Here is a 19,623-nt window from a genome sequence, read left to right as displayed (position 1 = left end):
TGGGGGCGGTTCTTTTTGTTTGTAGGTGCTCCTTATACAGGGATTGGAACTGCCCATGCAAACAGCAGCCTGCACCCTCCAAAATCTAAAATGCGGAATCCTAAAGCTGGTCTCCCAAACCTAATTCCCTAAATTTGCCCCATGCCCCACACAAAGGAATACAGCAGTCCCTTTGCCCAGGAGGAGGTCCTGGTGGATGAGGATAAACCCTTTAGCCTTGTTGTGTGGAATGATGACGTCAACACTTTCGAGTGGGTCATTGAAACCCTGGTGGAGGTTTGCGGCCACAGCTACGAGCAGGCCGAGCAGTGCGCCTACATCATTCACTTCCGCGGAAAATATGCTGTTAAAGAAGGCAGTTACGATGAACTCAAACCCATGTGCGATGCCATTACCGAACGGGGCATCGGTGCCACTGTAGAGCAACTAGCCTAAACCTGCTTCCTACTTTCTTTTATCCTGCACTTTTATTTTGTACCAATGGCGCTTTCCTGTATTTGCCACATGTTCCTAAATGTTTGTTGCCACCTTGTTGCGAGGTAATGTGGTAAAACAGTACGCCAGGTATGCCATTCGTGGGGCCATTCGCTGCCCCAGATATCCAGTTCGTAGTTAATGCCTTTATCGTATAAAACCTGTGCAAAGCTCCGGGCTGCATCGGGTGCTTCGTAAGCGCCGCTGCCCGAAAAAATGTGGATATGCCCCGAATGCCTGATCTGCTCCAGCACATGGTGGTCGTGAAGGTTGGGCAGGTAGTGCTGCGGGCTGTTGAAATAAACATCCATATCAAAATGCCCGCGGGTATATTCCGTAAGATCGTACACTCCGCTCATGGCCAGGGTTCCCTGCAGCAGGTCGGGTCTTTTTAGAAAAAGATTCATGCTATGGAGGGCACCAAAGGAAGCACCGCAGGTAATGATGGGGGTATCCTGGCTTGTATGATGCCGCACAAAGGGTATTACTTCTTCGTATACATACTGGTTGAACTGCTGGTGGCGGATGGCTTTATCGTTGCCGGCCATGTTTTGGTTCATCCAGCTTTGGTTGTTGATGCTGTTGATGGAAAATACTTTCACCTTTCCGCCGTCGATAAAAGGGGCAATGGCGTCCATCAACCCAAACCGCTCGTACTCCAGGAAGTCGGCGGCAGCCGTTGGCAACATCAATAATGCAAAACCATAGTGCCCATAGGTGGCGATGGGCATTTCCTGTTGCAATGCCGGGCTAAACCACTGTGTTATTTGCCGATCCATCCGTTTTTATTTTTTATATCCTAAGACTTGTAGCGCCTTTTTCAATTTATTAATTGTGCTATCCTAATCTTTTTATCTGGTGTTTTAGGGAAAACACTTATCTGGCAAACGTATTGCTCAAAGAGTGAATATAACTAATGCTTATCATGTAATTTGCCGCTTCTTAGGCTTTTATCAATACTGGTTTTTGGCAACTCATCCTACTCATACATCCTTGTCCGGGTCCCATACCGAGGGGAAACCTGTTCCTGATGCAGCACCCGGTTTAGGGTTGCCTGCATCGGATCTTTTATCCTTCGTGCTGGAAGAACCCGGCACCAACCTGGTATTGCTGGATACTTCAGGCAATACCGTTTGGGTTTCCCCGGCAGCTACCACTTTCCTCTTAACTACTGCTGGCCTGGTACCCCAAAAAGGCCAGCACTTTTCTGACTGTTTGCTGCCCGAAGCCGCAACGGCTTTTGATGCAGCTTTTATCCATGCACGCCACAACGAGGTCAGGGATACAACCCTTTCCTTTACCGACCAATCCAACTGGCGGGTAAGGATGCGCGGTGTGGCTTCCAATGCCTTTAAAGGTGTAATGCTTTGTTTCCGCGAAAAGGTTGATGCTCCAGATGGACTGTTTCCACTTCAATGGGATATGGCCCTGCAGCGCATGAACCAACAGGAGGATGCAGCCATATTGGTAGACCTGCAGTTGTTTATCCGCATGTTTACTCCTGAAGCGGCAAGGGGGATGGAAATTGTGTTGGGTAAAAAGATTGAACTGGGCCGCAATATATTGGACTTTGCAGTGGTGCCGGGTAACACCCGCTATCTGGAAGAATTGTTTCAACTGGTATTTTCCGGTAAGGCACAGGAGCGGCAGTTGGTTTGTGAACTGCCTGGTTCTGAAGTGCACCTGTTGCTGCGCTACCTCCCTGTTTTTGGTGCCGATGGTTCCATTGCCGGCAGTTTGATACTCGCCACCAAGCTTCCTGAGGACCCTGCAGGACAGGTGCAACCCGCAACGGTTGTGGGGCATCGTTGGCAGTTTGCACTCGAAGATACCCAATCCGGGATTTGGGACTGGGACATGGGAAAAGACCAGGTTTTTTATTCCGATGCCTGGTACCGGATGATGGGCTATGCGCCAGGGGAAATTGGCACTTCCCTCAAGGATTATGAGCAGCTGTTGCATCCCGAAGACATTGAGCCCATGCGCAAACACAGGGTACTGCATGCCAATAGTCCTGCGCATTCTTATGATAGCGAATACCGCTTGCGGCATGGGCAGGGTCACTACCTGTGGATACATGCTCGGGGTATGATCATCGACCGCGAAGAAAATGGCCGCCCTTTACGGATGGTAGGCACCCATGTGAATATCACCCACCGGAAACTGGCAGAGGAAAAATACCGGGTGCTGTTCCACAAAAACCCGCTGGCTATGTGGACCTTCGACCGGGAAACACTCCGGTTTCTGGATGTAAACGAAGCCGCCGTGGCGCAGTATGGGTATAGCCCTGAAGAATTCAAGCAGTTAACCATCCTTGATATCAGGCCTAAAGAAGACCAGGCGCTGGTGATGCAAAATATTGTACAGAATGGCAACAGTCCTATTAATGCAAGTGCCGTTTGGCAGCACCTCAAAAAGGATGGCTCCAGCCTGTGGGTAAATATTACCGGTTTTAGCTTTTGGGAAGGCCATCGTTCTATTACCCTAATTACCGCAGAAGACGTTACCCAGAAAAGATTGGCGGAAGAAGAACTGCGGGCCAGTTCGGAGCGCTTCAAATATGTGATGAATGCCACCAACGATATTGTGTGGGACATGAACATCCATGAAGGGCAGATATTATGGTCGGATCATTATAAAGACGTTTTGGGCTGGTACCTGCCACCTGGCAATACTTTGCCCTGGAAGCATACCGTAGATTGCCTGCACCCGGATGACCGGGAGCGGGTGTTGGAAAGCCTGGAGCATGCCTTGCAATCACCCACAGAAACCTCCTGGGAAAATGCTTTTCGCTACAGGCGTCAGGACGGCAGTTTTGCCTATGTGCTGGAAAAGGCTTTTATCCTGCGCAATGCCGAAGGCAAGGCCTATCGCATGATTGGCGCCATGCAAGACATCACCGAACAACAGTACCAGCAGGAAGTGCAGGAATTGGAGTTGCGGATCTTTGCCCTTTCCTCCAAACCCGATACCAGCATGCAAATAGTGCTGGAAAATATTGCCGGCGGCCTCGAGCAATTACATAAACACCTTCGGGTGGCCATAGTCATTTTCCCTGACCGGAACAGCGAACAGACCATCGGGCTAAGGCTTCCGGTTGGCGTTCAGAATTGGATTAATTCCTTTGCCCGGAGCAATAAAGACAAATGGTTAAAATCTCCACTGCGTAAGGGTTTGACAACACATTCCTTGGAGTTGGCCGATAGAAAGTTGTTGATGGCCGAATGGAAAGGATTTGAAGCTAAACAGTTGTTAAGTTTGCCTGCCGTTGATAACGAAGGCAACCTGATCGCATCGCTGCAAGTGTTTATTGGTAATGACAGGGGGTTATTGCATGCTGAGTGGAATGCCTTATACCGGATGCAGAACCTGATGCGGGTATTGGTTTTACACCACCAGGCACTGGAACAAATAAGGCTGGCCAACGAGCGGTTTGATAATGTGATGCAGGCTACTCACGACCTTATCTGGGACTGGAATATAACCACCGGGAGTTATTACCGCAGCCCCGAAGCCCTGCGCAGGTTGTATGGTATAGAGCCGGGCCTTGTTGCCGCCAACGTGCACGACTGGCTGGGACGTATTCACCCTGACGACCGGGCCAAGGTCATGGAAGTGATCGATAAGATACTGGCAGATAACAAGAACGATACCTTCGATGTGGAGTACCGCTTTCACCGCGACGATGGTAACGATGTATTCCTCCAGGACCGTGGTGTTATCATCCGGGATGAAAGTGGGAAGCCGCTGCGGATGATAGGAGCGGCACAGGACATCAGCGAAAGAAAAAGGCTGGAGGCGGAGTTGCTGGAGCAGGAACTGGACCGCCAAAGGTTGATCAGTCAGGCTACCATCGATACGCAGGAGCAGGAAAGAGCCGAGATAGGCAGGGAGCTGCACGACAACGTGAACCAGGTGCTGACCACAACAAAGCTGTACCTGGAAATGGCCCAGAATAATGCGGACCTGAAAGATGAATTGATCCAAAAAGCTAGTGCTAACATCATTCTGGTGATCAACGAGATCAGGCAGCTTTCGCGCTCGCTGATGGATCCCAGTATTGGCGATCTGGGGTTGATTGCTTCTATCCGCGACCTGATTGGCAACATCAACCTGACCCGCAAAATGCGGATAAGGTTTAGCTGTGATGAAGCCCTTGATAACCTGCTTGATGAAAGCCGGAAAGTAACCATCTTCCGCATTGTTCAGGAAGCCATGAGCAACATCATCAGGCATGCAAAAGCAACAGAAGTAGTAGTAAAACTGAAGCAAAGTGGCGATGCCGTTTTGCTTCATGTATCAGATAATGGAATTGGTTTTGATCCAAATGGTATTAAATCCGGTATTGGCCTTAAAAACATACGCAACAGAGTATATTTGGTCAAAGGAAACCTGCAGATCATTGCCGCACCAGGAAAAGGGTGCACCCTGAAAATTCATATTCCTATACACTAAAGTTCCAATAACTATGGACAAGATCTCGATCCTGATTGCAGATGACCACACCCTGGTTCGTGAAACCTGGAGTTTTATCCTGAACACCGACCCCCGTTTTACCGTGGTAGCAGAAAGCGGCAGTGGGGAAGAAGCGGTGGAACTGGCCAAGAAGCTGCGTCCACAGGTTGTCATCATGGATATCAACCTGCCCGGCATGAATGGTATTGAAGCTACCCAGCAAATCCGCAAATATTCGCCTGCCAGCAAGGTGTTGGGTGTTTCCTTACATACCCAGCCTACCTATGCCCGAAAAATGATGCAGAAGGGCGCAATGGGTTATGTGACCAAAAACTCTTCCCGCGAAGAGATGTTCAAGGCCATCCTGGAAATCCAAAGCGGAAGAAAGTACATCTGCGATGAGATCAAGAACATTCTTTCTGAGCAGGTAATCAGCGGCGATGATCCGCAGACTGGATTGAATTCTCTTTCCCAGCGCGAAATTGAAATCATCGCCTATATCAAGAAAGGGCACTCTTCAAAAGAGATTGCCGACGCCCTCAATATTTCCGTAAAGACGGTTGAAGTGCACCGCTATAATATTTTGAAAAAACTGAATCTTAAAAACGCCGCCGCGCTGGTGAACTTTATTAATAACAGTCAGTTGGATTTTGAGAGCTAGGCCCTATTTTTGTTTCAACACCGATTGATTTGGGTGTTTTAAACCAAGATCAAAGCTAACTACGTAAGTAGTTTTTATAGGTACTTATTATTCTGTCTTTCTCCTTGCAATGGCGGTTAATTGCAGCAGAATCAATATAAATGGAACTGCTGTATGCAACCGCGAAAAATACGGATTGTGATCGTAGATGATCACCAAATGATTCGGGAAACCTGGCGGTTTTTGCTGGGTAGGGATGAAAGGCTGGATGTAATAGGAGAATGCGCTTCGGGCGCCGAGGCAATTGAGACGGCTGCATTGCACCAACCTGATGTTATGTTGATGGATATCAACATGGCGCCGGTAAATGGCTTCGAAGCTACCCGTAAAATTGTCCGGAAGCATCCCGATATTCACATCATCGGGGTGTCGGTAAACGACCAGCCCGGTTATGCCCGCAACATGCTCTCCTTAGGTGCAAAGGGATATGTCACCAAAAATTCTTCCTTTCAGGAAATGGTTCACGCCATTATTGAAGTAACACAGGGCAATACCTACATCTGCAAAGAGGTTCAGGAAAAGATGGGTGCCCAGGATTAAGCCCATAAAGTCTTTATTCCATAGTTAAAAGTTCAAAGCCGGTAGCTGCACCTGTAGCACTGCTTTGAACTTTTGTATTTTAAGCACCGCCACCCCCTCGCAATTTTGTATTTTTGCCCACCTATTTTTTTAGCATGAGCACACTGAGCAAAAACTTCGAACCCGCACAGGTAGAGGAACAATGGTACCAGCACTGGATGAACAAGCGGTACTTTCACAGCACCCCCGATAGCCGAAAGCCTTTTACGGTAGTAATACCCCCGCCCAACGTGACCGGTGTGTTGCACATGGGGCATACCCTCAACGAAACAGTGCAGGATGTGCTGGTGCGCAAGGCCCGCATGAGCGGATTTAATGCCTGCTGGGTACCCGGTTCGGACCATGCTTCCATTGCCACCGAAGCCAAGGTAGTGCAACTGCTGGAAAAAGAAAAAGGCATCAGGAAGGCCGACCTCACCCGCGAGAACTTTCTCAAACATGCTTTTGAATGGAAGGACAAGTATGGCGGTATCATTTACCACCAGATAAAGAAACTTGGTTGCTCTGTTGACTGGGAGCGTGCAACCTTTACAATGGACGAGCACTATTACCAGGCAGTTATTAAGGTGTTTGTTGACCTGTACAACAAAGGGATGATCTACCGCGGCGCCCGCATGATCAACTGGGACCCTGCGGCACAAACAGCCCTGAGCGATGAAGAAGTTGAGTACAAGGATATTCAAGGTAAACTGTACTACGTAAAATATAAAGTTGCTGACAGCGAAGATTATATTACCATCGCTACCCAGCGCCCGGAAACCATTATGGGCGATACTGCAGTATGTGTTAACCCCAATGATGAACGCTTTGCCCATCTCCGTGGTAAGCAGGTGCTGGTGCCCCTGGTGAACCGTGCCGTTCCCATCATCTTTGATGAATATGTGGACCCTGCATTTGGTACCGGTGCGTTGAAGGTTACACCCGCCCACGATATCAACGATTACAACCTGGGCCTGAAACACAGCCTTCCCATTATAGACACCCTCAATGCCGATGGTACCTTGAGTGCCGCCGCGGAAGTATTTGTAGGCATGGACCGCTTTGAAGCCCGCAAGGCTGTAGTAGCCCAGCTACAGGAAGAAGGCCTGTTGGTAAAAGAAGAAGAATACAGCACCCGTCTTGGCTTTTCGCAACGTACCAGCGCCGTGGTGGAGCCCCGCATTTCCACACAGTGGTTTGTGCAAATGAAGGAAATGGCAGGTAAAGCGCTTGGCGCCGTTACTTCAGGTGAGGTAAAAATTCACCCCGAAGAGCGCTTCATGGCCACCTATAAATACTGGCTCGAAAATGTAAAAGATTGGTGTATCAGCCGCCAGCTATGGTGGGGCCAGCGCATACCTGCGTGGTATGATGCCGATGGCCGCTTTGTAGTAGCCGCTACCGAATCGGAAGCAAACCAGCTGTTCCAAACTACTTTCGGACAGCCTGCCGGTGGCACCCTTACCCAGGACGAAGACGTGCTGGATACCTGGTTCTCCTCCTGGCTGTGGCCCATGGAAGTATTCAATGGTATCACCCAGCCCGGCAACGAAGAGATCAATTATTATTACCCCACCAACGTACTGGTTACCGGCCAGGATATCATCTTCTTCTGGGTTGCCCGCATGATCATGGCGGGTATGGAATATAAAAACGAACGGCCTTTCGAGCACGTGTACTTTACCGGTATGGTGCGCGATAAGCAGGGCCGCAAAATGAGCAAAAGCCTGGGCAACTCGCCCGACCTGCTGGAGCTGATTGAACGCTTTGGTGCCGATGCTGTACGTTTTGGTATTTTGATTTCTGCGCCCGCCGGTAACGACCTCCTGTTTGATGACAGCAGCTGCGACCAGGGCCGCAGTTTTAATAACAAATTGTGGAATGCCCTCAAACTTGTAAAGCTTTGGGAAGCCAATGGTATTGCCCAGTACGACCGCAACGAGGAAGATTTCCGGAAAGCAGCTTTTGCCGCCGACTGGTTTGCCGCCCGCCTGGCAACAGTACGCGAACAGGTAGAGAAAATGTACAGCGAGTTCCGCCTCAGCGAAGCTTTAAAAACCATCTACAGCCTGATATGGGATGATTTCTGTAGCTGGTACCTCGAGTGGGTTAAACCGCCTTTTGGCCAACCCATCGACGGCCACCTGTATAGCTGCACCCTTGATTATTTTGAACAATTGATGCAACTCCTGCATCCCTTCATGCCTTTTGTTACAGAGGAGATTTACCACCAATTGCGCGAGCGAGCAGATGGAGATGATCTTACCATCAGGCAGTTTGAACCCGTTGCAGAAAGCATCGGTGTAGAGCGCGATGCCGTGTTGGCGCAAGGCGAACTGCTAAAATCATTGATCACCGCTATCCGCGATGCAAGGGTTAAAAACCAATTGAAACCAAAGGATAGCATCAAGCTCCATGTACAAACCGCTGCAGAAGCCAACTATTCGCTTTTTGAAGGCCTGCTATTGAAACAGGTAAATGCCGAGGCCTTTTCTTTTGTACAGGATGCAGTAGCCGGCAGCATTGCCGTGGTGCTGGGAACCGATAAGCTGTACCTGGAAACAGAGGTGCAACTGGATACCGCTGCGCAAAAAGATCAGTTGTTGAAGGACCTGGAGTATCAGCGAGGATTCTTGATTTCCGTTGATAAAAAACTATCAAACGAACGCTTTGTCCAAAACGCTAAGCCAGAAGTGGTGGAGGCTGAGCGCAAGAAAAGAAGTGATGCCGAGCAGAAGATCAAGGCTATTGAAGAGAGCCTGGAAGCTTTGGGTTAGAAGGAAAGATTACTGGTTATTCATTATTGATTATTTATATACTGCATGGCAATGGATTATCAACAATGAATAATCAGTCTTTTTTAAGCTAATTGTAAAATCAAATCCCATGACCGTTGCAGGAAAAGAGGAGTTGAAGCTGTTTAAGGGAATGCTGCAGCGTGCCGATAAAAACAAGGTGCTGAAACGGCTGCCTGAACTGCATGAGGAAGCATTCGAAAAGATTGATTGCCTGCAATGTGCCGCCTGCTGTAAAAACTACTCACCGCGTTTTAAAACGCCTGATGTCAAGCGGATCAGCAAGCACCTGGGCATGAAGGAAAGCCTGTTTATTGAAACCTACCTGAATGTGGACGAGGATGGAGACTTTGTGGTGAAAAAATCACCCTGTCCTTTCTTAGGAAGCGATAATGCCTGTTCTATTTACGATGTGCGCCCTTCCGATTGTGCCCGCTTTCCTTATACGGATGAAGATGTGATCATCAAGCGCCAGCCCCTAACATTAAAGAATGCCAGCTTTTGTCCCATCACCTTTTTCGTTTTGGACAAACTGAGCAAGCAATTGAAATGATTTGCTGCCTTATGTAGCAAAAAATTTGCATTGCCAAAGTATGTAATCGAAAGTGAATTGCCGGGTGCAGGCAATCTTACAACGGAACAATTGCTGGCTAATTCCCAAAAAGCCTGCGGTGTATTAAATGAACTCGGTCCCCGCATCCAGTGGGTTGAAAGCTTTTTTACCGAAGATGAAATCTATTGTATTTACCAGGCACCCAAAGGAGAGGGTAATGGCCCATGCTGAAATGGGAGGCTTTCCTGCCAACAGGGTAGCGCAAAATAGAAAAGTGATCAGCCCGGCTACCGCCGAAACGAAAGTGACCATTGTTTAAGGCTCATGGTTTTTACCAATAAAAAAGGTTGAAGGAATACCCTTCAACCTTTTTTATTGGTAAAAACCATTGCTTTCTGGCCAGATCAATATTCAAACTTGCGCAAACCCGGTGCTTTGAACCAGGTGATGATCACCACCAGCAGGGTCATACAACCGCCAAATATTACTGCCGGGCGTGCCCCCATAATGCGTGCTACAAAGCCGCTTTCAAACTGGCCCAGCTCATTACTGCTGTTGATGAACATGGAGTTAACTGAACTAACACGGCCGCGCATTTCGTCGGGGGTGGTAAGCTGTAATACCGTACCCCTCACCAACACCGAAATGCCATCGAGCATACCGGCTATCACCAGGGCAACAAAGGAAATCCAGTAAATGTCGGAGAGGCCAAAAACGATGATGCAAATGCCAAACCCTGCAACTGCGTACATCAGGTATTTGCCCTGGTTGCGCCTCAAAGGGAAAAAAGTAAACAGGGTAATCATTGCACCCGACCCAATGTCGATGGCTGCATTAAGCCATCCAAAACCAATGGGGCCAACGTTGAGAATGCGTTCTGCAAATTCGGGTATCAGGGCTACAGCACCGCCAAACAATACCGCAAATAGATCAAGCGAAATGGCTCCCAGCATGATTTTGTGCCGGAACACAAACTGAAGTCCTTCCTTCACGCTGTCCCATACCTTGGCGTGCACATTATTGTGGGCAATGGGTTTGCGGCTGATGCGGGATACAAAAAATGCGGCAATCAGTATATAAGCCAGGATAATGATAAAGGTGGTGTTAACACCAAACCACGCGATGAAAAATCCTGCTGTGGCATGCCCGGTAATAGAAGCGACCAGCCAGGTGGTGCTGCTGAAATTGGCCGCATAATGCAGGATGTCCTTGGGTACCAATTGGGCGAGGATCGCATTGGAGGTAGGACCTGCAAAAGACCGGATCATACCGGTGAAGAAAACAACGCCGTATATAAGCCAGGTAGTTTTTTGTTGCCCCAAACTTTTGGCAACTTGGGGCATGGATAATACCACCAGGGCTGCTACGCAAATACTGTAACCAAGAATGCCTTTCAGCAGCAGCGTACGTTTATCCGACCGGTCAATGACATGGCCAGCATACAGCGCCAGGGCAAAAACCGGCACAAACTCCGACAGTCCCACCAAACCGATGGAAAAAGAACTTCGGGTAATCTGGAACAACTGGTAAGCCACCACCGTAGCCACCATGCGGAGTGCCATGATGTAAAAAAAGCGGGTAAATATGTAGAAGCGATATTCGGCTATACTCAGCGGAGCCAGTGATTCTTTTCGCTGGAAAAAGCCTTTGCGTTGCGGTTGGTTCATGATCGCCCCAAAGGTAGGCGGTTAGGATATAGGGTTTGGGGTTTGGAGTTAGGGGGTGGGTGTTTTTAGTTTTTGGTTTTTGGTTGGATGGCGCCTGAATGGATTCTCTTACGCTAAAGTCAAAGGGTTATATGCTATATCCTTTAAACCTCTAACCCCTATCTCCAACCTCCAAAATCCAAACCCCAAACTTCAAACTCACTTCAACCAGGCCACTTTCTGCTCCGCAGTATGTGGAGCGCCGATAATGTCCCGGTACAGTTCGGGACGGCGGGCACGGGTGTAGCGTACCCCACCGGCTTGTTGCCTTTTTTCAGGTGTACAGGTGGCAATAACAAAATCGTCGTCCAACTTCTGGCATTCTGCCAAGATATCACCATGGGGGTCCAGGATCATGGAACAGCCGTTTTTCAATTGGTCATCGTCCATACCGATAGCATTGGAAAAAACAACGTACACCCCGTTATCCGCAGCCCGTGAAGGCAGCCATTTCATCAGCCATTGCCTGCCCTTGGCGCCCTGGAACTCCAGCCGCAGGGAGGTGGGATCGGCTTCCCTTTTTTGCCACAATGCCGGATCAACAAAGCCTGCACCTGGCCGGGTGGATGGCGTGCACATCGTTACATGGGGCATAAAGATGATATCGGCACCAAGCAGGGCAGTGGCCCGCACATTTTCCACAACGTTGTTGTCATAACAAATCAGGATGCCGCACTTCCAGCCTTTATAATCAAACACGCAATAGCGGTCGCCGGGCGTAATATGAGCATTGATGAAGGGGTGCAGTTTGCGGTATTGCGCTACGAGCCCGTGGCCATCTACACATACATAGCCTTTATAAATTTTGCCGGTATCGTCTGTTTCAAAGAGGCCCGCAAGTATGGCTACCCCATGAGCCCGTGCAATGGCAATGAGTTGCTGTACAGAAGGTCCATTCGGGATGGGTTCTGCAATATCCAGCAATTCATCCCTGCTCAGTTTTCTTGCAAAAGCATATCCGGTAATGGAACACTCATGAAAGCAAACCATTTCTGCACCCTCAGCGGCGGCTTTTGCAGCAATGCTATCAATCACCCCAAGGTTATAGGCCTTGTCGCCATTGCGGTGTTCAAATTGTACGGAGGCTATTTTAAGTGGGTGCATGAGCAATAGTTTTAATGAATTTACGTGCCCTTGTTATTTCTGCCTTTTAAATGCTGCAGTTGCCAGCCATTTTTCCTATACAAACCTATCCAGCACCAGTACCCCGCCCAAACCTGCAAATGCCACAATGGTTTCCATCAGGGTCCAGGAACGAAAGGTATCCCGGATGCTCAGGTTGAAATATTCCTTGTACATCCAAAATCCAGAGTCGTTGACGTGCGAACAAACAAGGCTGCCAGCACCAACGGAAAGCACCATTAGTTCGGGGGTAACTCCCCCCTGTGTTACCAGCGGTGCGATGATGCCTGCAGCGGTAAGGCCGGCAACAGTGGCCGAACCTACGGCAATGCGAATAATTGCTGCTATAAGCCAGCCCAGCACCAGGGGCGGCAGGCTCAAATTGCTCATGCCAGCAGCTATCTGTGTGCTCACCCCACTATCTATCAATACCTGCTTCAGGGCACCTGCTCCGCCTATGATCAGCAATAAAGGCGTAACATCTTTCATGGCATCGGCAAAAGATACCATCACGGTTTTGATGCTTTTGCCCTGGGCGATACCCAACGAATAGAGTGCGATCAGTAAAGACAATAATAAAAGGATGGTAGGATCGCTAAAGAACTGTAACCAGCCTTTTGCCGCAGGCGCATTTACCTGCAGGTAGGGCAGGGCTGCTGTAGCTGCAAGCAATACCACCGGTAACAGTGCCGATATAAAAGCATTGAAGGTGCCGGGGAGTTGTTCGGAAGGCAACTCATTTGGCCGGAAGCTCTCGAGCGGTTTTGCCTGCATGCCCTTTAGGGTGCGGGCAAAGAGCGGTCCCGCCAGCAGTACGGCAGGTGTGGCGATGATCAGCCCGTAAATAAGTGTAAGGCCCAGCGAAGCATTAAACTGTGCTGCCAGTGCTACCGGGGAGGGATGGGGCGGTAAAAATCCGTGCATCACAGAAAGCGCTGCCAGCATGGGTAATCCTACATATACAACGGGCAAACGGTATTGGTAGGTAATAGAAAACAACAGGGGTACCAGCAAAACAAAACCCACGTTGTAAAACATGGGAATGCCAACCACAAAACCCGTAACCAGGAGCGCCCAGTTGATGTTGTTAATACCGAAAGCTTTAGCCAGTACGGCAGCCATTTTTTGGGCCGCACCACTATCGGAAACCAGTTTGCCCAGCATGGCGCCAAAGGAAATGATCAGCACGATAGATCCCAAGGTGTCGCCGATACCCTTTTGTATGGATGCAGGCAGCTTAGCTGGCGGAATACCTAGGAGCAGACCGGCGGCAATGGCAGTAAATAGCAAAGCGAGAAAGGGGTTGAATTTGCCCCAGCTGACTAAGAGGATCAGCAGGAGCAGGCAGGCAAGCACAATGAGGAAGGTCATAGCAGGAAATTACAGTTTTCTGCTACATGAGCAAACTTAGGTTAGTGGCTTGTGCATAAAGAGGGGTTGCTCTTCCTTTTCTTGGCCTTTGTGTTAGGGTAATAACTTATACGTGTATGGATTACGGTTATTCCATTTGAGCAGTAGCACTAATATCAAAATGACCAAAAGATCATGAACGATCACATATCAAAGGGGCTTCATTCCTATAGCAAAAAAGCAATTGAACACTGATGTATATATAACTCCGGAAAGGTGTCATTTGCAGGTTGCTGTCTAACACCGCTGGGTTATAGATCCTCCCTTTAGGCATTGTATAAATGTTGCTTTGTCGGCTGCTAATTATAAAAGTCAAACCTGCCTACTTTCCTGCTTTATGGCTGGAAGTAATTCTTTAGCAAACTAACTTAATCGTAGCCGCTAATCGATTTCATTATCCGCAATAATCAAGCAGCAGCTTTGCTAGTTTGTCCTCCAGGTGGGCACAAAAGCCCGGGTGAATCCGGGAAGTTTGTACCACCGTACTACGCACCGCAGTAAGCCAGCGGAAGCGGGCCGCAGCATCCAGGATGGCAATGGGACCGCCTTCCTTTTGACCATGGGTAATGCGCAATAAGGCTTCGAGGTAGGCCGTTATTTCGGCAAGGTCGAGAGCGGGCGCAAAGGTTTGCAGCCTACCTTCGTTGAGGTGTATCCTTGCCTGCAGGTAACGTTGTTTTTTACAATACAGAATGACGCCCACATTCATAAACTCCTCGCGCTCCACCTTGGGTACGACGCGAATAACGGCGTACTCAAATAAGTGCTGCTCTTGCATCTTGTGCTACTTTTACAAAACTGGCGGCGTGTTGCAACCTTGTGGTGAGAAAATCGATATATACCTGTCGGTTGGCATCGGCATCTTCGCCCTGCTGCTCCAGCCAGGCTGCGGGTACAAGGGCGACAATTTCTTTTATATGTTCCGGGCTAAGGGCAGCCATGCAATGCTCGTGGGCTGCATCCAGCACACTGGCCCTGGGCAGCAGTACATGATCTTTGATGGCGGCAAAAGGGCGCAAGGCCTGTTCCTGCCAGTTGTCCCAGCTGTGGTGAAAATACAGGGAGGCTCCATGGTCAATCAGCCAGAGTTCCTTTTGCCACATCAGCATATTGGTATTGCGCACCGTGCGGTCCACATTGGTGATCAGGATGTCAAGCCATACAATGATGGATGCGAGCATAGGGTCTACCTTGGTCACCACGGGATCGAAAGTGATAGCGCCTGAGAGGTAGTGCAGGGCCAGGTTGAGTCCGGCACTTCTTTTCAGGAGGTCCTGGATTTCTTCATCTGGTTCGGTGCGGCCAAAGGCAGGATCAACTTCCGCAAAAACAATTTCCGGGACTTTCAATCCCAGCAAGCGGGCCAGCTCGCCACCGATCAGTTCTGCAATCAGGGCTTTTAGTCCCTGGCCGGCACCCCGGAATTTAAGGGCATACAAAAATCCATCATCAGCTTCCACGATGGCGGGCAGGGAGCCGCCTTCCCGCAAAGGGGTTACATAGCGGGTACTGTTTACGGTGCGTATTTCAGGTATGGGCAATGCCATGGCAGGAGGTAGGCTTTTTGGCCGGGGCGGGAAGTTAGGGAGTTTCTGCAAAGGGGCATGAAAAAGGCCGCCCAGTTTGGCGGCCTTTGTTTTTATTGTTCCGTTGGTTGCATTGAGCCCATTTGCGGTTCCACTTTCCAATCAAGGGAAGGTTCTTCGGAATAGTTTTCTATGGGCACCGCTTCAATGATGCTGAAAGGTGAGGGCATGGGCAGGATCCTGCTTAAAGAAAGACCCCCTTTTTTGAACAATGCCCTGTATTCTGTTTCTGTACGTTCACAGCCGGGCAGGCACACCAGCATTTGCAGGTCCAGCAGTTTGGCAAGTGAAGGCGTATTGCCTTCGGGTACCACCATTTCTATTACCAATACCTTTCCGCCCTGCTTCATGGATTTGCGGCAATTGGAAAGGATGCGGGTACACTGTTCATCATTCCAGTCGTGGATGATGTGTTTTAAGATATATAGGTCGCCCCCCTCGGGCACTGAGGCAAAAAAATCTCCACCTACCTGTTCACACCGGTCGGCAACACTGTACTGCTGCATCAATTCACTTGCTGCTGCGGCCAGTGCGGGCATTTCGTAGAGTATGCCGCTGAGGTGCGGATTGCGCTGTAGCAGGGATGCCAGCAAAATGCCATGGCCGCCACCAACATCTACTACTTTAGTAAACCCCGTAAAATTGTAAGCGTTCAGGAAAATTTCACTGGTATAGGCGCTATTGCTGGTCATGGCCTCGTTAAACTCTCGGCCTGCTCTTTCCGTTTTTTCACAAAATTCAAAAAAGGGCATTCTAAAAACCTTGTCGAATGCAGGTTGGCCTGTTTTTACCGCATGGTCCATTTCAGCCCAGGATTGGTATTGCCAAACCGAGTTCATCATGGCGGTAAATGCCCGCAGGTTGCCGGGCTGGTCGCTGCGCAACAGTTCGGCCATGGGCGTGAGCATAAAGCGCCCCTGCTCATCTTCGGCAAATACACCGTAGCTGGCGCAGGCCCTGAGCATCCGGTACAGCGACCGGGCATGCAGCCCTGTTTCACCAGCCAGCTCTGTTGCTGTTTTGGGTCGTTCTGTTAGTTTGTCTGCAATAAAGAATTCGGCTGCAACACTGATGGAGCGGGATACCATAAATGCAAAGCTGAGTTGCATCAGCTGCATCGGAGGAGGGAGTTCCTGCATCATAAAAATGAATTTTGGGGTGAATGTAATTCCGAGGTCGATTGCGGATCATTTCCTGGAAAGGAATAAAGTACTTACTCCCGTAGTTCATTTCTACCCAAAACCGACATCATAGCATTAACCTGCAACGGTTGATATGCCAGTAAGTTTTTGAAAGGCAATATTCGGTTGTGGCCTGTAAGCTTTTAGTTAATGATGTAACTGCTAAAAAGGAAACTCGTGATACCTGGACCTTTATCAACTTCTAGTAGCATAAAATATGCTGCGGAATTGGCAACCGTACTTTGTTGTTGTGTTTATTTAAACCTCTCACTTACCACCAGTTCCTTGCTGCCGGGTGTATAGGTATAAAAGCCTTCACCACTTTTGGCGCCCAGCTTTCCTGCAGTTACCATGTTCACAAGCAGGGGACAGGGAGCGTATTTGGGATTGCCAAACCCATCGTGCAGCACCCGCAAAATGGAAAGGCAAACATCCAGGCCGATAAAATCTGCAAGTTGGAGCGGCCCCATCGGATGTGCCATACCCAACTTCATTACCGTATCAATGGCATCCACTCCAGCCACACCTTCATAAAGGCTGTAGATCGCTTCGTTGATCATGGGCATCAGGATGCGGTTGGCTATAAAACCGGGATAATCGTTTACTACGCAGGGTACTTTACACAGTTCTTTGCTCAAGGCAACAATGCGTTCTGTAACGCTTGCCTCGGTTGCATAACCGTTGATGATTTCCACCAGTTTCATCACCGGCACAGGGTTCATAAAGTGCATCCCAATTACCTGTCGGGGCCTTTGGGTTACGGCTGCAATTTGGGTGATGGAAATGGAAGAAGTGTTGGTCGCGAGGATGCACTCCTTGGGCGCATGTTCGTCCAGTTGCCGGAAGATATTCTTTTTGAGTTCGATGTTTTCGGTGGCGGCTTCCACTACGAGGCTGGCAGTAGCAACACCTGCCGCCAGCGAACTATTGGTGCGGATATTATGAAGCGTGCTTTCTTTTTGTGCCGGCTCCAGGCTTCCTTTGGTTACCTGCCGGTCGAGGTTTTTACCTATGGTTTGCAGGGCTTTTTGCAGCTGTGCTTCTGATACATCTACCAGGGTTACGGCAAATCCATTTTGTGCAAATACATGGGCTATGCCGTTACCCATGGTGCCGGCCCCTATTACGGTGATCTGTTGCATACAAGCTATTCGTTAATGCGCCGAAGGTAGGGGGATTTAATGTTCAGCAGTGCTTAGTTGGGGCTGCTTTACTGGATTCTGTTTTCATTTTAAGGAAGAGTTAGCCACAAGCTTTCAGCTATAAGCTGCAAGGGTAGCAGGGCAGGTGATCATTCAACTCACAAAAAGAAGATGGTAACATAATGGGGGCGCAGTTGTGCTAGCCATAATGTGATGTGCAAAGGTTAAACTGCATCTTTCTAAGTACTTGAATTGCTTTTTGCAAGAGCACTGCGCTTGCGGCTTTTAAGCACCAACAAGGCCACGGTTCATTTCACTACATCATACAAAAAGCGCAAAAGGGTGCCCACAACTACCAGCAGGAAGAAGATGCGGATAAAGCCATTGCCTTTTGCAATAGCCAGCCGTGCGCCTACAAAACCGCCCAGCGCATTGGCGCAGGCCATCGGCAGGGCAATGGCCCAGATGATCTTGCCTTTTAGCAGGAACAGGAAAATAGAACCCAGGTTAGTACTCAAATTTACCAGCTTGGCGTGTGCCGAAGCTTTCAGGAAGTCGAAATGAAGGAGCCCAACAAATGCCAGAACGAGGAAGGATCCTGTGCCGGGACCAATAAAGCCATCGTAAAAACCAATGGAAATGGCGGATATCGCGGCCACCAGCATTTCCTTGCCGGGCGCCAGGCTTTTTTGCTGTGCCTGGCCAAATGATTTTTTGGTGTAAGTATAAACGGCTACCAGCGAAAGCACCACCAGCAGTACCGGTTTCATAAAATCGTTGGGCACCAGGGTCAGCACCTGCGAACCTGCAAAGGAGGCGCAAAAGGCCAGGGTGCAAACAAGCAGTATCAATTTCCATTGAACTGCCACCTTCCGAAGGTACTGGGCGGTAGCTATGCCCGTGCCACTGAAAGCAGGAATCTTCAGCGAACCAATGACATTCACTACCGGCAGGCCGGGAAGGATCACCAGGGCAGCCGGGGTTTGAATCAGTCCGCCGCCACCCACTATCGCATCCACAAAACCGGCGCAGAACGCAGCCACACACAATAAAACCAGGTAGGTGAATCCAATATCCATAGGGGGCCGCAAGTTAATTCATCCGTGCTGAAGGTTGGAAGGATATTGCCGTGAAGTAAACCGGGTGGTGGTTTTAATCTCCTGAAGAATTACGCTATGGATGCATTTTGCTTCACCTGGCTTTTTCCTGCCAAACGTAGTTGTACACCAGTCCCGGTCAATTCCCGAAGTGCGTCCGAAGCTATCCAGCGGGCTGTTTTGTCCGGTATTTCGCGGATGCGAAAGGCTGATTGCACTGCGGCCCCGTTCAGGAAAAGACTGCGTTTTCCTATTTGCCGCAAAGCCCAATTCACCGCCTTGTACACATATCGCCTGGGGTCGGTAGCATGCTGTTCAATGATGTTTAGCAAGGGCAGCAAGGCTTTGTCGGCTGTTTTCTTTTGGTGTACTGCTGCGCATGCCATTAAAGAAAAGCCTGCTCTTTTTTCAAATTCGGCTGTCTTTTGACACCATACCATTGCTATCTGAAGTGCCTCAGGGTGGGTTGCAAAAACGGCACATGCCTGGTCGCAAAGGTCCCAGCTGTTGATTTGTGACAGCCTCTCCGCCATAAGCTGGGGTGTACAGGCTGCAGGTGGCAGCACAAAGAAGGAGAGGAGGCGCGCTTCGTGAAATCCAGATTGCCATAAGGCTTCTGAGAGCTCCAGGTCTTTACCAATGGTTTTGGCAAGGCTGCGCAACCGGTGCACAGGTATGCCCCAGGCCTTTTCCGTATTGATGGCAAAACGGGCCATACCCTTCCGGTTGGCTTCGCTGCCCATTTGTGCCAGTTGCTCCAACAATGCTGCAATGTCCATGCTGCGAAGCTAGTCATTCTCTTTTTGCAAGTTGATGGGTACGCATCCGCCTTGGTGCAACAAAA

The 19,623-nt window shown here is 49.4% G+C and carries 18 protein-coding genes; 8 read left to right on the top strand and 10 right to left on the bottom strand.

Annotated features, from left to right (window positions below; all coding sequences use genetic code 11):
• Positions 1-141 precede the first annotated feature (141 nt).
• Positions 142-435, top strand: coding sequence for an ATP-dependent Clp protease adaptor ClpS (locus tag BUE76_RS15145; RefSeq protein ID WP_073041358.1), 294 nt, complete (start codon positions 142-144; stop codon positions 433-435).
• A 32-nt stretch (positions 436-467) separates the two neighbouring features.
• Here BUE76_RS15145 and BUE76_RS15140 read toward each other — a convergent pair whose 3' ends face one another.
• Positions 468-1,253 carry an esterase family protein gene (locus BUE76_RS15140; RefSeq protein WP_073041356.1) on the bottom strand — a complete coding sequence of 262 codons (786 nt, stop codon included), beginning with the start codon at positions 1,251-1,253 and terminating at the stop codon, positions 468-470.
• A gap of 214 nt (positions 1,254-1,467) precedes the next feature.
• Between BUE76_RS15140 and BUE76_RS15135 the strand changes: the two genes are divergently transcribed.
• The 7 genes from BUE76_RS15135 (at position 1,468) to BUE76_RS25170 (ending at position 9,854) form a co-directional block, all read left to right on the top strand.
• Positions 1,468-4,929 (top strand): PAS domain-containing protein, encoded by a 3,462-nt coding sequence (locus BUE76_RS15135; protein ID WP_143157238.1) that lies wholly within the window; start codon positions 1,468-1,470, stop codon positions 4,927-4,929.
• 13 nt (positions 4,930-4,942) lie between these two features.
• On the top strand, positions 4,943-5,590 hold the full coding sequence (locus BUE76_RS15130; RefSeq protein ID WP_073041352.1) for a response regulator: 648 nt from the start codon (positions 4,943-4,945) through the stop codon (positions 5,588-5,590).
• Between the two features lie 153 nt (positions 5,591-5,743).
• A complete protein-coding gene (locus BUE76_RS15125) occupies positions 5,744-6,169 on the top strand; it encodes a response regulator (RefSeq protein ID WP_083596410.1) in 426 nt (141 codons plus the stop codon).
• Between the two features lie 134 nt (positions 6,170-6,303).
• Complete coding sequence (locus BUE76_RS15120; RefSeq protein ID WP_073041582.1) at positions 6,304-8,964, top strand: valine--tRNA ligase; 2,661 nt, start codon at positions 6,304-6,306, stop codon at positions 8,962-8,964.
• Positions 8,965-9,073: 109 nt separating this feature from the next.
• Positions 9,074-9,535, top strand: a complete 462-nt coding sequence (locus BUE76_RS15115; RefSeq protein ID WP_073041348.1) for a YkgJ family cysteine cluster protein — start codon at positions 9,074-9,076, stop codon at positions 9,533-9,535.
• Between the two features lie 30 nt (positions 9,536-9,565).
• Entirely contained in the window at positions 9,566-9,766 is a 201-nt protein-coding gene (locus tag BUE76_RS25175) for a DUF4242 domain-containing protein (RefSeq protein WP_245798321.1), read from the top strand.
• Positions 9,711-9,854, top strand: coding sequence for a hypothetical protein (locus tag BUE76_RS25170; RefSeq protein WP_254049548.1), 144 nt, complete (start codon positions 9,711-9,713; stop codon positions 9,852-9,854). The genes BUE76_RS25175 and BUE76_RS25170 overlap by 56 nt, the downstream gene beginning before the upstream one ends.
• 85 nt (positions 9,855-9,939) lie before the next feature.
• Here the strand turns inward: BUE76_RS25170 and BUE76_RS15105 are convergent, their stop codons facing one another.
• The 9 genes from BUE76_RS15105 to BUE76_RS15065 all read right to left on the bottom strand — a co-directional run bounded on the left by BUE76_RS15105 (position 9,940) and on the right by BUE76_RS15065 (position 19,558).
• Positions 9,940-11,202, bottom strand: a complete 1,263-nt coding sequence (locus BUE76_RS15105; protein ID WP_073041346.1) for an MFS transporter — start codon at positions 11,200-11,202, stop codon at positions 9,940-9,942.
• Positions 11,203-11,400: 198 nt separating this feature from the next.
• Complete coding sequence (locus BUE76_RS15100) at positions 11,401-12,345, bottom strand: nitrilase family protein (RefSeq protein ID WP_073041344.1); 945 nt, start codon at positions 12,343-12,345, stop codon at positions 11,401-11,403.
• A gap of 75 nt (positions 12,346-12,420) precedes the next feature.
• On the bottom strand, positions 12,421-13,734 hold the full coding sequence (locus BUE76_RS15095) for a gluconate:H+ symporter (RefSeq protein WP_073041343.1): 1,314 nt from the start codon (positions 13,732-13,734) through the stop codon (positions 12,421-12,423).
• A gap of 433 nt (positions 13,735-14,167) precedes the next feature.
• Entirely contained in the window at positions 14,168-14,551 is a 384-nt protein-coding gene (locus tag BUE76_RS15090) for a DUF3037 domain-containing protein (protein ID WP_073041341.1), read from the bottom strand.
• Positions 14,529-15,320 (bottom strand): HipA family kinase, encoded by a 792-nt coding sequence (locus BUE76_RS15085; RefSeq protein ID WP_073041580.1) that lies wholly within the window; start codon positions 15,318-15,320, stop codon positions 14,529-14,531. The genes BUE76_RS15090 and BUE76_RS15085 overlap by 23 nt, the downstream gene beginning before the upstream one ends.
• A 92-nt stretch (positions 15,321-15,412) precedes the next feature.
• On the bottom strand, positions 15,413-16,501 hold the full coding sequence (locus BUE76_RS15080; RefSeq protein WP_083596409.1) for a methyltransferase: 1,089 nt from the start codon (positions 16,499-16,501) through the stop codon (positions 15,413-15,415).
• Between the two features lie 293 nt (positions 16,502-16,794).
• A complete protein-coding gene (locus BUE76_RS15075) occupies positions 16,795-17,682 on the bottom strand; it encodes a 3-hydroxybutyryl-CoA dehydrogenase (RefSeq protein ID WP_073041338.1) in 888 nt (295 codons plus the stop codon).
• 308 nt (positions 17,683-17,990) lie between these two features.
• Complete coding sequence (locus BUE76_RS15070) at positions 17,991-18,761, bottom strand: TSUP family transporter (RefSeq protein ID WP_073041335.1); 771 nt, start codon at positions 18,759-18,761, stop codon at positions 17,991-17,993.
• Between the two features lie 89 nt (positions 18,762-18,850).
• On the bottom strand, positions 18,851-19,558 hold the full coding sequence (locus tag BUE76_RS15065) for a DNA alkylation repair protein (protein WP_073041334.1): 708 nt from the start codon (positions 19,556-19,558) through the stop codon (positions 18,851-18,853).
• Positions 19,559-19,623: the final 65 nt, after the last annotated feature.

Source organism: Cnuella takakiae, assembly GCF_001953305.1.
Taxonomy (GTDB): domain Bacteria; phylum Bacteroidota; class Bacteroidia; order Chitinophagales; family Chitinophagaceae; genus Flavisolibacter; species Flavisolibacter takakiae.
This window is presented reverse-complemented; position numbering and strand designations above follow the sequence as displayed.